Raw genomic sequence first — 14,091 nt, forward strand, 5'->3', positions numbered from 1 at the left:
ATGAAACTGACTCGTGATTTTCCCAGCAATTACGCCATGGCCCAGTGGCAGCCCAGCGACCACAAGGATGCCAAAGTCATTGGCGAACTGTTTGCCCACTTCGGGGCCGAGCACTTCACCGTGCAGACTACCCGTACCGGCGTGCCGGTGGTCTGGCTTCCCCGCGAACTGCTGCAGGATGTGATGGGCTTTTTGCGCAAGGTGCCCTCCCCGTTTGTGATGCTGTTTGATCTCAGCGCCACCGATGAGCGGCTGCGCAGCCATCGCGACGGTCTGCCCCAGAGCGATTTCACCGTCTTCTATCACCTCATCTCCATCGACCGTAACGCCGATGTGATGTTGAAAGTGGCGTTGGCCGAAAGTGACCTGCATCTGCCCACCATCACCAACCACTTCCCCAATGCCAACTGGTACGAGCGGGAAGTGTGGGATCTGATGGGCATCACCTTCGATGGCCACCCCCATCTGACCCGCATCATGATGCCCAAGAGCTGGCAGGGTCACCCGCTGCGCAAGGATTACCCGGCGCGCGCCACCGAATTCGATCCCTTCATGCTCGATGCCGCCAAACAGGACATGGAGCAGGAGAACCTGCTGTTCAAACCGGAAGAGTGGGGCCTGGCCCGCGGCAACGAGAACGAGGACTACATGTTCCTCAACCTCGGCCCCAACCACCCCTCTGCCCACGGCGCCTTCCGGTTGGTGTTGCAGCTCGATGGCGAGGAGATCCGCAACTGCGTGCCCGATATCGGTTATCACCATCGTGGTGCCGAGAAGATGGGCGAGCGCCAATCCTGGCACAGTTACATCCCCTATACCGACCGGGTCGAGTATCTGGGCGGGGTGATGAACAACCTCCCCTATGTGCTGGCGGTCGAGAAGCTGGCCGGCATCAAGGTGCCGCAGCGGGTCGACATGATCCGGGTGATGATGGCGGAGCTGTTCCGCATCCAGAGCCACCTCTTGTTCCTCGGGACCTATATCCAGGACGTGGGGGCCATGACCCCAGTCTTCTTCACCTTCACCGACCGGCAGAAGATCTACACCATCATCGAAGCGATCACCGGTGCCCGCATGCACCCGGCCTGGTTCCGTATCGGCGGTGTGGCCCACGACTTGCCGAAGGGATGGCAGCGGCTGGTGCAGGACAACCTGCTGAGCTGGCTGCCCAAGCGGCTGATGGATTACGAGAAAGCGGCGATGCGCAACAGCATTCTGCGCGGTCGTACTATCGGCGTCTCTGCATACACCACCGAGCAGGCGTTATCCTGGGGTACCACGGGGGCCGGATTGCGCGCCACCGGCCTCAACTTCGATGTACGCAAGTGGCGTCCCTACTCCGGCTACGATCAGTTCGACTTTGAAGTGCCGGTCGGCAGCAATGGTGATGCCTACGACAGAGCCACCGTGCGGATCGAGGAGATCCGCCAGAGCATGTCGATCATCGAGCAGTGCATGAAGAACATGCCGGAGGGCCCCTTCAAGGCGGATCACCCCCTCACCACCCCGCCGCCCAAAGAGCGCACCCTGCAGCACATCGAGACCCTGATCAACCACTTCCTGCAAGTGTCTTGGGGCCCGGTGATGCCCGCTGCCGAGTCGTTCCAGATGATTGAGGCGACCAAGGGGGTCAACAGTTACTACCTGACCAGTGACGGCTCCACCATGAGCTACCGGACCCGGATCCGCACCCCGAGCTTTGCTCACCTGCAGCAGATCCCCTCGGTGATCAAGGGCAGCATGGTGTCGGACCTCATCGTCTATCTGGGCAGTATCGATTTTGTTATGTCGGATGTGGACCGTTAAGTGATCCGCTATCCCGGCCATGGCCGGGAATCGGGATCGCCGGACGAGCAGTAAAAGGACAAGCCACCAAAGGTCAAGTCATGAGCCAGCAATGTCAGTGTCACAATAATCAGACCCCACAGGGGCAAGGGGCATGCAGCAGCAAACGGGACGACTTCGTTCTGAGCCAGGCTGAACGCGATGCCATCGAACACGAGAAACACCACTACGAAGATCCCCGCGCCGCCAGCATCGAAGCGCTCAAGATCGTGCAGCAGGCCAGAGGCTGGGTACCCGACGGTGCCATTCACGCCATCGCGGCCCAGCTCGGCATTCCCGCCAGCGACGTGGAGGGGGTTGCCACCTTCTATAGCCAGATCTTCCGCCAGCCGGTGGGGCGCCACATCATTCGCGTCTGCGACAGCATGGTCTGCTACATCAATGGCCACGAAGATCTGCTGGCCGGTCTCAAGGAGGTGATGAACCTCGACCCCGGTCAAACCTCCCCGGATGGCCGCTTCACCCTGCTGCCGGTCTGCTGCCTTGGCAACTGCGACAAGGGGCCAGCCATCATGATCGATGACGACACCTATGGCGGCCTCGATCCGGTGACCTTGCTGAAAACCCTGGAGGCTTACCCATGAGCCTGCCGCAGAACAAAATCCTCGCCTCTCTTGGCACCGCCAATCGCACCCCGCGTGCCCCCGAGACCCACCCGCTCACCTGGCGGCTACGTGATGACGGCCAGCCGGTGTGGCTGGAGGAGTATCAGGCCAAACAGGGCTATGAAGCGGTGCGCAAAGCGCTCGGCCAGATGAGCCCGGACGAGATCGTCAGCACCGTCAAGGATGCCGGTCTCAAGGGGCGTGGCGGCGCGGGCTTTCCTACTGGCGTGAAGTGGGGGCTGATGCCCAAAGACGAGAGCATGAACATCCGCTACCTGCTCTGCAACGCCGATGAGATGGAGCCCAACACCTGGAAAGATCGCCTGCTGATGGAGCAACTGCCCCACCTGCTGATCGAGGGGATGATCATCAGTGCCCGGGCGCTCAAAGCCTATCGCGGCTATATCTTCCTGCGCGGCGAGTATGTGGATGCTGCCATCCACCTGCGCCGTGCGGTGGAAGAGGCCAAGGCCGCCGGTCTACTGGGCAAGAACATTCTGGGATCCGGTTTTGACTTCGAGCTGTTCGTCCACACCGGCGCCGGCCGCTACATCTGTGGTGAAGAGACGGCGTTGATCAATTCGCTGGAAGGGCGCCGTGCCAACCCGCGCGCCAAACCCCCCTTCCCCGCCGTCTCCGGCGTCTGGGGCAAACCCACCTGCGTCAACAACGTCGAAACCCTCTGCAACGTCCCCGCCATCATCGGCAACGGAGTCGCCTGGTATCACGGGCTGGCGCTGCCGGGCTCGGAAGATCACGGCACCAAGCTGATGGGCTTCTCCGGCAAGGTGAACAACCCCGGGGTCTGGGAGCTGCCGTTTGGCATCACCGCCCGCGAGCTGTTTGAAAATTACGCCGGCGGCATGAGGAGCGGCTATCGCCTGAAAGCCTGGCAACCGGGCGGCGCGGGCACCGGCTTCCTGCTGCCGGAGCACCTCGATGCCCAGATGTATACCGCCGGTATCGGCAAGGTCGGCACCCGGATGGGGACTGGCCTCGCCATGGCGGTGGATGACTCTATCAGCATGGTGAGTCTGCTGCGCAACATGGAGGAGTTCTTCGCCCGCGAATCGTGCGGCTGGTGCACGCCCTGCCGCGACGGCCTGCCCTGGAGCGTCAAGCTGCTGCGGGCACTGGAGCGTGGCGAAGGGCAATCCGGCGATCTTGCGACCCTGGAGCAACTCTGCAGTTTCCTTGGCCCGGGCAAGACCTTCTGCGCCCACGCACCGGGCGCCGTCGAGCCGCTGGCCAGCGCCATCAAATATTTCCGCTCCGAATTCGAGGCCGGGATCAAAGGCAGCGGTGATAACCGCAAGCCGGTCAAAGGGATCCAGCCCAATCTGCTGGGCGAGCGCTGGTAACGACACCACAGATTTCACAAAACAGGTTTCAGGGAAGTTGTATGGCAACCATTTATGTAGACGGCAAAGAGTACGAGGTAGACGGAGCAGATAACCTGCTGCAAGCCTGTCTGTCGCTGGGTCTGGACGTCCCCTATTTCTGCTGGCATCCGGCGCTGGGTAGCGTTGGCGCCTGCCGCCAGTGTGCGGTGAAACAGTATCAGAATGCCGATGACAAGCGCGGCCGTCTGGTCATGTCCTGCATGACCCCGGCCACCGATGGCAGCTACATCGCCATCGAGGATGAAGAGGCTAAAGAATTTCGCAAGAGCGTGGTGGAGTGGCTGATGACCAACCACCCCCACGACTGCCCGGTGTGTGAAGAGGGCGGCGCCTGCCACCTGCAGGACATGACGGTAATGACCGGCCACAACAGCCGTCGCTACCGCTTTACCAAGCGCACCCACCAGAATCAGGAGCTGGGCCCCTTCATCGGTCACGAGATGAACCGCTGCATCGCCTGCTACCGCTGCGTCCGTTACTACAAGGATTATGCCGGTGGCGAGGATCTCGGGGTCTACGGTGCCCACGACAACGTCTATTTCGGGCGGGTCGAGGATGGCACCCTGGAGAGCGAATTTTCCGGCAACCTGGTGGAGGTCTGCCCCACCGGCGTCTTCACCGACAAGACCCACTCCGAACGTTACAACCGCAAGTGGGACATGCAATTTGCCCCCAGCATCTGCCAGCAATGCTCCGTGGGCTGCAACATCAGTCCGGGCGAGCGTTATGGCGAGCTGCGCCGCATCGAAAACCGCTTCCACGGCAGCGTCAACCACTACTTCCTCTGTGACCGTGGCCGCTTTGGCTATGGCTACGTCAATCTGGCCGACCGCCCGCGCCAACCGCTGCTCAAAGATGGCAACGACCAACTGACCATCACGGTCGATGGCGCCCTTAACCGCGCCGCCGATGCCCTGCGCACGGCACGCGGCCTCATCGGCATCGGCTCGCCCCGCGCCTCGCTGGAGAGCAACTTTGCCCTGCGCGAGCTGGTGGGGGCAGACAACTTCTACGCTGGCGTCGAGCAGGCCGAGTGGGCCTGTCAGCTGAAGATGCTGCAGATCCTGCAACAGGGCGGCGTGCCAACCCCGAGCCTGCGGGACATGGAAGAGGCCGACGCCATTCTGCTGCTCGGTGAAGATGTCACCATGAGCGCCGCCCGTATCGCGTTGGCGCTGCGCCAAGCCGTCAAGGGCAAGGCTCGCGAGCTGGCCCGCAAGATGAAGGTGGATCTGTGGCAAGTCGCCGCCGTTCAGACCCTGGGTCAGAACGAGCGCTACCCGCTGCTCATCACCAGCCTCGACACCACCCGTCTGGACGATGTGGCGGCCGACAAGCTGCACGCCCCCTATGCCGATCAGGCGCGCATTGGCTTTGCCATCGCCAACCTGCTCGACCCAGTAGCACCGGCCGTGGCCGACCTCTGCCCCGAGCTGCAGGCACAAGCGACTCGCTGGGCCGAGCTGCTCGGCAACGCCAAGAAGCCGCTCATCATTGCAGGCTCCAGTGCCCGCGATGTGGCGCTGCTTGAGGCGGCCAGCAACATTGCCCGCGCCCTGAAAGGCCGAGGACTGGAAGCCAGCATCGCGCTGGTTGGCCAGGAGGCCAACTCGCTGGGTCTGGCCATGCTGGGCGCTCAAACCTTGTCAGACAAGCCGCTCGAAGCCGCCCTTGCGCGTATCGAGGCCGAAGAGGGGTTGGCGCTGGTCACCCTGGAGAACGATCTCTACCGCCGCGCGCCGCGCAACCGGGTGGATGCTGCGCTGGCACGGCTGCAATACCTGCTGGTCATCGACCATCAGGCGACCCCGACCGCCAACAAGGCTGATCTGGTGCTGCCAGCGGCCAGTTTTGCCGAAGCCGATGGCACCTTGGTCAATATGGAAGGACGCGCCCAGCGCTTTTTCCAGGTCTATGCGCCCGCCTTCTACAACGCCGATATTCAGGTGCGTGAAGGGTGGCGCTGGCTGGCAGCGCTGCAAGGGGCGATAGAACGCAAGCCGCTGCGCTGGCAGAACTTCGACCAGGTCAATCATGACTGCGCCACCAGCAATCCGCTGCTCGCTACCATGCTGGAAGCGGCGCCCAACGCAGGCTTGCGGATCCGTGGCATGCGGCTGGCCCGTGAACCACACCGCTACAGTGGTCGCACCTCCATGCTGGCGGATCAGAATGTCAGCGAACCGCGGGTAGCGCAAGATCCCGACTCCCCCTTCAACTTCTCCATGGAAGGGTATGCCGGAGCCCGTCAGCCGCTGCCGCAAGTACCGTTCGCCTGGGCGCCGGGCTGGAACTCTCCCTCCGCCTGGAACAAGTTCCAGGATGAAGTGGGTGGCAAACTGCGTGCTGGCGATCCGGGTCGCCGTCTGCTGGAAGCAAGCGAAGATACCCTTGGCTGGTTTACTACCATCCCCTCCCCCTTCAAGGCAGAGGATGCGCTGCAAGTGGTCAATTATGCCCAGCTGTTTGGCGGCGAGGAGCTCTCCGCTCGCAGCCCGGTCATTCAGGCCCGGATGAACGAACCCGAGCTGGTGCTCAATCCCCTTGATGCAGAGCGTCTGGCCCTCCACGGGGGCAGTCAGGTCTCCTTCTCCTGGGGCGGTAGCCACTGGCAACTGCGTCTGCGCCTGAGCGAGCAGCTGAGCGCCGGTCTGGTGGGGCTCCCCCTTGGGTTGAATGGCCTGCCGACGGCCCTGCAACAAGCCTCAATCACTAACCTGCAGGAGGTGATCGCATGAGCGAGTCGCTGATCGATCTGTTGCTGGAGGTGGGCAAAGCACTGATCGTGCTGGTGGGGATCGTGGGGGCTGGCGCCTTCATGAGCTTCATCGAGCGTCGCCTGCTGGCCCTGTGGCAGGATCGCTATGGCCCCAACCGGGTGGGGCCGTTTGGTCTGCTCCAGCTGGCCGCCGACATGATCAAGATGTTCTTCAAGGAGGACTGGATCCCGCCCTTCGCCGATCGCCGGATATTTATCCTGGCCCCCATCATCGCCTTCACTGCCTTTATTCTGGCGTTTGCGGTGGTGCCCATCACCCCCACCTGGGGCGTGGCGGATCTCAATGTGGGGCTGCTCTACATCCTGGCCATCGCAGGGCTGGCGGTCTATGCGGTGCTGTTCGCCGGCTGGTCGAGCAACAACAAATACTCATTGCTCGGCAGCTTGCGTGCCTCGGCCCAGACCCTCTCCTACGAGGTGTTTCTCGGGCTATCCCTGATGGGGATTGTGATCCAGACCGGCAGTTTCAACCTGCGCGACATCGTCGAGGCACAGGCAGACTTGTGGAACGTGGTGCCCCAGATTTTGGGCTTTGTCACCTTCCTGTTTGCCGGTGTCGCCGTCACCCACCGTCACCCGTTCGATCAGCCGGAAGCCGAGCAGGAGCTCGCCGATGGCTATCACATCGAGTATGCGGGGATGAAGTGGGGTCTCTTCTTCGTGGGCGAATATATCGGCATCGTGCTGATCTCCTCGCTCATCGTGACCCTCTTCTTCGGTGGCTGGCACGGCCCCTGGCTGCCCCCCTTCATCTGGTTTGCCCTGAAGACCGCCTGTTTCATGGTGTTCTTCATCCTGCTGCGGGCCTCCCTGCCTCGCCCGCGCTTTGACCAGGTGATGTCGTTTGGCTGGAAAGTCTGCTTGCCGCTGACCCTGATCAATATGCTGGTCACCGCGGCAGTTGTACTGATAAGTACGCAGTGAGGCACTCAATATGAAAATTGTTAGCATTATTCAGGGTGTCGGCACCCAGTTACGCAGCCTGGCCATGGTCTTCTCCCATGCCTGGAGGCCCCGTGAAACCCTCAACTATCCGGAGCAGGCAGTCTATGCGGCCCCCCGCTACCGCGGTCGCATCGTGCTGACCCGCGACCCGGACGGGGACGAGCGCTGCGTGGCCTGCAACCTCTGCGCAGTTGCCTGCCCGGTCGGCTGCATCTCGCTGCAAAAATCCGAGCGGGAAGATGGTCGCTGGTATCCGGAGTTCTTTCGCATCAACTTCTCTCGCTGCATCTTCTGCGGCCTGTGTGAAGAGGCTTGCCCCACCACCGCCATCCAGCTGACACCGGATTTCGAGATGGGTGAGTATCGCCGCCAGGATCTGGTGTACGAGAAGGAAGATCTGCTGATCAGCGGGCCCGGCAAATACCCGGACTACAACTTCTACCGCATGAGCGGGATGGCCATCGACGGCAAGCCGAAAGGGGATGCCGAAAACGAAGCCAAGCCCATCGATGTCAAGAGCCTGCTGCCCTGAGGAGTCAATCATGGAACTGGCATTTTATGCCTCGGCCCTGGTGGCCATTTACAGCACGCTGCGGGTGATCAGCACCAGCAATCCCATGCATGCGCTGCTCAATCTCATCATCTCCCTCATCGCCGTGGCCATGATCTTCTTCTGCCTGGGTGCCGCCTTTGCGGGCGCCCTGCAGGTGATCGTCTACGCCGGCGCCATCATGGTGCTGTTCGTGTTCGTGGTGATGATGCTGAACCTGGGGAGTGCCCAGGCGCAGGAGAAAAAGTGGCTCACCCCCATGACCTGGGGGGGCCCAGCCCTGCTCTCGCTGATCCTGCTGGGCTTTCTGGCCCACGGCATTCTCGGGGTGACCGGGGGCCTGATCGGAGTGACCGAGGTGACCGCCAAGCAGGTGGGTGTCGAGCTCTTTGGCCCCTATGTGCTGGCGGTGGAGCTTGCCTCCATCCTGCTGCTGGCGGGTCTGGTAACCGCCTATCACCTGGGGCGGGAAGAGAAGAGCGGTGAAGTGCTCTCCGTCCCCCGCACAGCATCCCGCTCTGCACAAGAAGGAGGTCAGCAATGAATGGAATCCCTATGGAGCACGGCCTCCTGCTGGCCGCGGTGCTCTTCTGCATCGGCTTGTGCGGTCTGCTGATCCGCCGCAACCTGCTCTACATCCTGATGAGTATCGAGATCATGATGAATGCCTCGGCACTGGCGTTTGTGGTGGCGGGTAGCCGCTGGGCCCAGGCCGATGGCCAGATCATGTATATCCTGGTGATTTCTCTGGCGGCAGCGGAGGCCAGTATCGGCCTCGCCCTGTTACTGCTGCTCTATCGTCGTTACCACACCCTGAACGTGGACACTGTGAGCGAGATGCGCGGATGAGCCTCTTATATCTGACTTTTCTATTTCCGCTGCTGGGATGGCTGGTGCTGGCCTTCTCCCTCGGCCGGTTTAGTGAGCGTACCTCGGCGCTGATCGGGGTTGGCTCCATTGGCCTGTCGGCCCTCACTACCCTGTGGGTGGGCATCGACTTTCTGGGCAACCCGCCCGAGGGGGGCGTCTATGTCCAGCGCCTGTGGCAATGGATGGCGGTGGGCAACTTTACCCCGAGCTTCTCGCTGGCACTGGATGGCCTGTCGCTGACCATGCTGGGGGTGGTGACCGGGGTGGGTTTCTTCATCCACCTGTTCGCCTCCTGGTATATGCGTGGGGAAGAGGGTTACTCCCGCTTCTTCACCTACACCAACCTCTTTATCGCCAGCATGCTGTTTCTGGTGCTGGCCGATGACCTGCTGTTTGTCTACCTCGGCTGGGAAGGGGTGGGGCTGTGCAGCTATCTGCTGATCGGCTTCTACTACAAGGATCGCAAGAACGGAGCGGCGGCCCTCAAGGCATTTGTCGTGACCCGGGTGGGTGATGTCTTCCTCGCCATCGGTCTGTTTATCCTCTATCGGGAACTGGGCACCCTCAATATCCACGAGCTGCTGGTTCGTGCCCCGACCCTGTTTGCCGAGGGCTCCCCTGCCCTGTCGCTGGCCTGCCTGATGCTCCTGGGCGGCGCGGTCGGCAAATCGGCACAGCTGCCGCTGCAAACCTGGCTGGCGGATGCGATGGCAGGCCCGACCCCTGTCTCAGCGCTGATCCACGCCGCCACCATGGTGACCGCCGGTGTCTACCTGATTGCCCGTACCCACGGCCTGTTCCTGCTGGCGCCAGAGATCCTCCATCTGGTCGGGCTGGTCGGTGCCATCACCCTAGTGCTGGCAGGCTTTGCCGCGCTGGTTCAGACCGATATCAAGCGGATCCTCGCCTACTCCACCATGAGCCAGATTGGCTACATGTTTCTGGCACTGGGTGTCGGCGCATGGGAAGGGGCCATCTTCCACCTGATGACCCACGCCTTCTTCAAGGCGCTGCTGTTCCTCTCTGCCGGTGCCGTTATCGTTGCCTGCCACCATGAGCAGAACATCTTCAAGATGGGTGGCCTGCGCAAGAGTTTGCCGCTGGTCTATGCCTGCTTCCTGGTGGGGGGCTCGGCGCTGGCGGCGTTGCCGCTGGTCACTTCCGGTTTCTACAGTAAGGACGCCATCCTGTGGCAAGTAGAGGCCAGTGGCCAGAGCGCCCTGCTGTGGGCAGGTCTAGCGGGGGCATTCCTCACCTCGCTTTATACCTTCCGGCTGATCTTTATCGCCTTCCATGGCAAAGAGCAGACCAAAGCCCACGCTGGTCACGGTCTGGCTCACCACCTGCCGCTGCTGGTATTGCTGGTGCTCTCCACCGGCATAGGCGCGCTGATCACCCCGCCGCTGGCAGGTGTGCTGCCGGCAGGCCCGGGAGATCATATCGAAGAGGGGCGCCATGCACTGGAGGTTGCCTCCGGCATCATCGCCATTGCGGGCATCGCGCTGGCCGCGTTTCTGTTCCTTGGTGAGCGCCGTCTGGCCACCTCCATTGCCAACAGTGCGCCGGGCCGCCTGCTCAGCACCCTCTGGTTCAACGCCTGGGGCTTTGACTGGCTCTATGACCAGCTGTGGGTCAAACCCTATCTGCTGGCGACCCGTCTGGTCGGGCAGGATCCGCTGGACTGGATGATGGGCCTGCCCGCCTGGTTTGCCCTGCGTGGCAACCAGCTGTTGGCCTGGACCGTGACCGGCAAGTTGCGCTGGTATGCCGCCTCCATGGGGATCGGCGCCGTGCTGGTGCTGGCGCTGTTGCTGCTGGGGTAACGCGATGAACAACCGGACGATCATACAGCCAGGCTGTTTGCTCTCCCTGATGGAACAGGGAGCGCAATCTCATATGAACTTGAACGAGAGCTGATACCGTGACCTTACTCTGGATCTTGCTAATTCCTTTTATCGGCGGCTTGCTCTGCTGGCAGATGGAGCGTCTCGGCGGGCAGTTTGTCCGCTGGGTAGCCCTGCTCTCCATGAGCGCCAGCCTGCTGCTCTCCTGTGCCATCTGGCTAAGTGGTGACTTCTCCCTTGCCACCACGGGTCTCGACAGCGCGGGCGTCACCGGTGCTGCCTCCGCCTGGGCCGCCGAGTGGCGCCTGCCGTGGGTCCCCCGCTTCGGCATCTCTTTGCATCTGGCGGTAGATGGCTTGTCGCTCTTGATGGTGATGCTCACCTGCTTTATCGGGGTGCTGGCCATCCTCTGTTCGTGGAAAGAGATCGTGCAACGCATCGGCTTCTTCCACCTCAACCTGCTCTGGATCCTGGGTGGCGTACTCGGCGTCTTTATGGCGCTGGACCTGTTCCTCTTCTTCTTCTTCTGGGAGATGATGCTGGTCCCCATGTACTTCCTGATTGCGCTCTGGGGCCATTCAGTCACTGACGGCAAATCACGGATCAACGCCGCAACCAAGTTCTTCATCTACACCCAGGTTTCGGGCCTTATCATGCTGGTGGCCATCATCGGGCTGGTGCTGACCCACCAGCATGCTACCGGTGTATTCACCTTCAACTATCTGGATCTGCTCAATACCCCGATGAGCAAGGGTGTACAGTGGCTACTGATGCTGGGCTTCTTCATCGCCTTCGCGGTCAAGATGCCGCTGGTGCCGCTGCACGGCTGGCTGCCGGATGCCCACAGTCAGGCGCCGACCGCAGGTTCGGTGGATCTAGCCGGTATTTTGCTCAAAACCGCCGCCTACGGTCTGCTGCGCTTCGCCCTGCCGCTGTTCCCAGAAGCCTCCGCCGAATTTGCCCCCTACGCCATGGTGCTGGGCCTTATCGGCATCGTCTATGGCGCCATCGTGGCGTTCGCCCAAACCGACATCAAGCGGCTGGTGGCCTACACCAGCATCTCCCACATGGGTTTTGTGATGATCGCCATCTACTCGGGTAGCGAGCTGGCCCTGCAGGGCGCCGTGGTGCAGATGATCGCCCACGGTCTCTCCGCTGCCGGCCTCTTTATCCTCTGCGGTCAGCTCTACGAGCGGTTGCACACCCGGGATCTGCGCCAGATGGGCGGCCTGTGGGGACGCCTGCGCTATCTGCCCGGCGTGATGCTCTTCTTCTCGGTGGCGTCGCTTGGCATGCCGGGCACCGGCAACTTTGTCGGCGAGTTCCTGATCCTGGTCGGCAGCTTCCAGGTTGCCCCTGTCATCACGGCAGTCGCCACCTTCGGTCTGGTACTGGCCTCTGTCTACTCCCTCATCATGTTGCAGCGCGCCTGCTTTGGCCCCGCCAAGGATGAGAGCATGCTCAAGGGGCTGGATCGCCGCGAGCTGACCATGATGATGGTGATCGCGGGCCTGCTTGTTCTGCTTGGCCTCTATCCCCAACCCGTGATTGACACCGCCAGCAGCAGCCTTATCAACGTGCTGCACTGGTATCTGCTGCCGACTGCTGGAGCCCTGCAATGACTTTCTCCGCTTCCCAACTGCTGGCACTGCTTCCCCTGCTGTTGACCACCGGGGCCATGGCGGCCCTGATGCTGGCCATCGCCTGGCGCCGCTGTGTCACCACCGCCTTTACCGTGACCATTGTTGGCCTCAACCTGGCACTGTTCTCACTGCCCATCGTGATGGCGCAAGGGGATCAGGGGGTCACCCCGCTGCTGCAAGTGGACAGTTACGCCGTCTTCTACATGGGACTGGTACTCATCGGCGCGCTGGCTACCTGTACCTTCGGTCAATCTTGGCTGAAAACCTACCCGGACAACCGGGAAGAGTTCTTCCTGCTGCTGCTGATCGCCACCGCTGGTGGTCTGGTGCTGGCCTGCTCCCGTCACCTCGCCTCTCTCTTTATCGGGATCGAGATGCTGACCCTGCCGATGTTCGGTCTGGTGGGTTACGCCTACCGCGAGCGCCACTCGCTGGAAGCGGCGGTGAAATACATGGTGCTCTCTGCCGCCGCTACCGCCTTCCTGCTGTTTGGCATGGCGCTGCTCTACGCGCAGGCAGGCAGCCTGAGCTTTGCTGCCCTGGGGCAGTCCCTGGCCGAGAGCCCGGCTCACCATCCGCTGCTGATGGGGGGTTTGGGGTTAATGCTGGTCGGCTTTGCCTTTAAACTCTCCCTGGCCCCCTTCCACCTCTGGACCCCGGATGTCTACGAAGGAGCCCCGGCACCGGTCGCCACCTTCCTCGCCACCGTCAGCAAGGTGGCGGTCTTTGCCGTGCTGCTGCGCTTCTATCTGGCGGTACCGGCGGCGAGCGATCCCATGATCCACTGGCTGCTGGCAGCCATGGCGGTCATATCCATCCTGGTCGGCAACCTGCTGGCCCTGGTGCAGACCAACGTCAAACGGATGCTGGGTTACTCCTCCATCTCCCACTTCGGTTACCTGCTGGCGGTGATCGTGGCGAGCCGATTCGGCCAGATGCCGGTGGAAGCAGCCGGGGTCTACCTGCTGATGTATTTGTTCACCAGCCTGGGTGCCTTTGGGGTGGTGAGCATGATGTCGAGCCCCTATCGCGGCAAGGATGCCGACTCCCTGCACAGCTATCGCGGTCTGTTCTGGAAGCGCCCCTATCTGACTGCCGTACTGACGGTGATGATGTTGTCACTCGCGGGCATCCCGATGACCCTCGGCTTTATCGGCAAGTTCTACCTCATCGGCGTCACCGTCGAGGCGCAGCTCTGGTGGCTCTCCGGCGCCATCGTGCTCGGCAGCGCACTGGGTCTCTACTACTACCTCAAGGTGATGGTGACCCTCTATCTGCGCGAACCGGGCATGCAGCAGCGCGATGCCAGCGCCGACTGGGCGCTCTCCTCCGGTGGTGTGGTGGTACTGCTCTCTGCCGCCCTGGTGGTGTTGCTGGGGCTCTATCCCCAGCCGGTCATCAGTCTGGTACAAGGGTTCCAGCAGGTGGTGTTGCAGTAACCCGGCTCATTTCCCTTCAAAACCGGCCCATGTGGCCGGTTTCTTTTTTATGTGGATTGCCTGCTGGCAGAGACCCTTTTGTGTTGGCATCTCACACCCCGTGCAGCCGTTGGTCTCGTCCGGTATTCATCCAACCCCCTTGCTGATATATTGATGACTGGCAGGAAT

General features: G+C 61.9%; 11 protein-coding genes. All 11 read left to right on the plus strand.

The window, feature by feature from the left end; all coding sequences use genetic code 11:
* The 11 genes from nuoC to nuoN all read left to right on the plus strand — a co-directional run bounded on the left by nuoC (nt 1) and on the right by nuoN (nt 13,923).
* Nucleotides 1-1,806, plus strand: coding sequence for an NADH-quinone oxidoreductase subunit C/D (gene nuoC, locus G5253_RS01025; protein ID WP_040067274.1), 1,806 nt, complete (start codon nt 1-3; stop codon nt 1,804-1,806).
* Between the two features lie 80 nt (nt 1,807-1,886).
* The gene (gene nuoE, locus G5253_RS01030; RefSeq protein ID WP_266133875.1) at nt 1,887-2,429 is read left to right on the plus strand and encodes an NADH-quinone oxidoreductase subunit NuoE; all 543 of its coding nucleotides are present in this window, start codon (nt 1,887-1,889) and stop codon (nt 2,427-2,429) included.
* A complete protein-coding gene (gene nuoF / locus G5253_RS01035; RefSeq protein WP_266133874.1) occupies nt 2,426-3,811 on the plus strand; it encodes an NADH-quinone oxidoreductase subunit NuoF in 1,386 nt (461 codons plus the stop codon). The genes nuoE and nuoF overlap by 4 nt, the downstream gene beginning before the upstream one ends.
* 41 nt (nt 3,812-3,852) lie before the next feature.
* On the plus strand, nt 3,853-6,591 hold the full coding sequence (gene nuoG, locus G5253_RS01040) for an NADH-quinone oxidoreductase subunit NuoG (RefSeq protein WP_266133873.1): 2,739 nt from the start codon (nt 3,853-3,855) through the stop codon (nt 6,589-6,591).
* Nucleotides 6,588-7,556: an NADH-quinone oxidoreductase subunit NuoH gene (gene nuoH, locus G5253_RS01045; RefSeq protein WP_005337244.1), complete on the plus strand. Its 969-nt coding sequence runs from the start codon at nt 6,588-6,590 to the stop codon at nt 7,554-7,556. Before nuoG ends, nuoH begins: the two co-directional genes overlap by 4 nt.
* A gap of 10 nt (nt 7,557-7,566) precedes the next feature.
* Nucleotides 7,567-8,109, plus strand: coding sequence for an NADH-quinone oxidoreductase subunit NuoI (gene nuoI, locus G5253_RS01050; RefSeq protein WP_005337245.1), 543 nt, complete (start codon nt 7,567-7,569; stop codon nt 8,107-8,109).
* A 10-nt stretch (nt 8,110-8,119) separates the two neighbouring features.
* Nucleotides 8,120-8,671, plus strand: a complete 552-nt coding sequence (nuoJ, locus tag G5253_RS01055) for an NADH-quinone oxidoreductase subunit J (protein WP_005359828.1) — start codon at nt 8,120-8,122, stop codon at nt 8,669-8,671.
* Nucleotides 8,668-8,976, plus strand: coding sequence for an NADH-quinone oxidoreductase subunit NuoK (gene nuoK / locus G5253_RS01060; RefSeq protein WP_005337247.1), 309 nt, complete (start codon nt 8,668-8,670; stop codon nt 8,974-8,976). The genes nuoJ and nuoK overlap by 4 nt, the downstream gene beginning before the upstream one ends.
* Complete coding sequence (gene nuoL, locus G5253_RS01065) at nt 8,973-10,820, plus strand: NADH-quinone oxidoreductase subunit L (RefSeq protein ID WP_158113452.1); 1,848 nt, start codon at nt 8,973-8,975, stop codon at nt 10,818-10,820. Before nuoK ends, nuoL begins: the two co-directional genes overlap by 4 nt.
* A gap of 98 nt (nt 10,821-10,918) precedes the next feature.
* Nucleotides 10,919-12,463 carry an NADH-quinone oxidoreductase subunit M gene (gene nuoM, locus G5253_RS01070; protein ID WP_266133872.1) on the plus strand — a complete coding sequence of 515 codons (1,545 nt, stop codon included), beginning with the start codon at nt 10,919-10,921 and terminating at the stop codon, nt 12,461-12,463.
* Nucleotides 12,460-13,923 (plus strand): NADH-quinone oxidoreductase subunit NuoN, encoded by a 1,464-nt coding sequence (nuoN, locus tag G5253_RS01075; RefSeq protein ID WP_266133871.1) that lies wholly within the window; start codon nt 12,460-12,462, stop codon nt 13,921-13,923. The genes nuoM and nuoN overlap by 4 nt, the downstream gene beginning before the upstream one ends.
* The last annotated feature ends 168 nt before the right edge of the window (nt 13,924-14,091 follow it).

The organism is Aeromonas sp. 602658, from assembly GCF_049173005.1.
Taxonomy (GTDB): Bacteria; Pseudomonadota; Gammaproteobacteria; order Enterobacterales; family Aeromonadaceae; genus Aeromonas; species Aeromonas veronii_A.

Coding starts and splice junctions, on each gene's coding strand:
- nuoC (WP_040067274.1), top strand. CDS start 1: ATGAAACTGACTCGTGATTTTCCCAGCAATTACGCCATGGCCCAGTGG.
- nuoE (WP_266133875.1), top strand. CDS start 1,887: ATGAGCCAGCAATGTCAGTGTCACAATAATCAGACCCCACAGGGGCAA.
- nuoF (WP_266133874.1), top strand. CDS start 2,426: ATGAGCCTGCCGCAGAACAAAATCCTCGCCTCTCTTGGCACCGCCAAT.
- nuoG (WP_266133873.1), top strand. CDS start 3,853: ATGGCAACCATTTATGTAGACGGCAAAGAGTACGAGGTAGACGGAGCA.
- nuoH (WP_005337244.1), top strand. CDS start 6,588: ATGAGCGAGTCGCTGATCGATCTGTTGCTGGAGGTGGGCAAAGCACTG.
- nuoI (WP_005337245.1), top strand. CDS start 7,567: ATGAAAATTGTTAGCATTATTCAGGGTGTCGGCACCCAGTTACGCAGC.
- nuoJ (WP_005359828.1), top strand. CDS start 8,120: ATGGAACTGGCATTTTATGCCTCGGCCCTGGTGGCCATTTACAGCACG.
- nuoK (WP_005337247.1), top strand. CDS start 8,668: ATGAATGGAATCCCTATGGAGCACGGCCTCCTGCTGGCCGCGGTGCTC.
- nuoL (WP_158113452.1), top strand. CDS start 8,973: ATGAGCCTCTTATATCTGACTTTTCTATTTCCGCTGCTGGGATGGCTG.
- nuoN (WP_266133871.1), top strand. CDS start 12,460: ATGACTTTCTCCGCTTCCCAACTGCTGGCACTGCTTCCCCTGCTGTTG.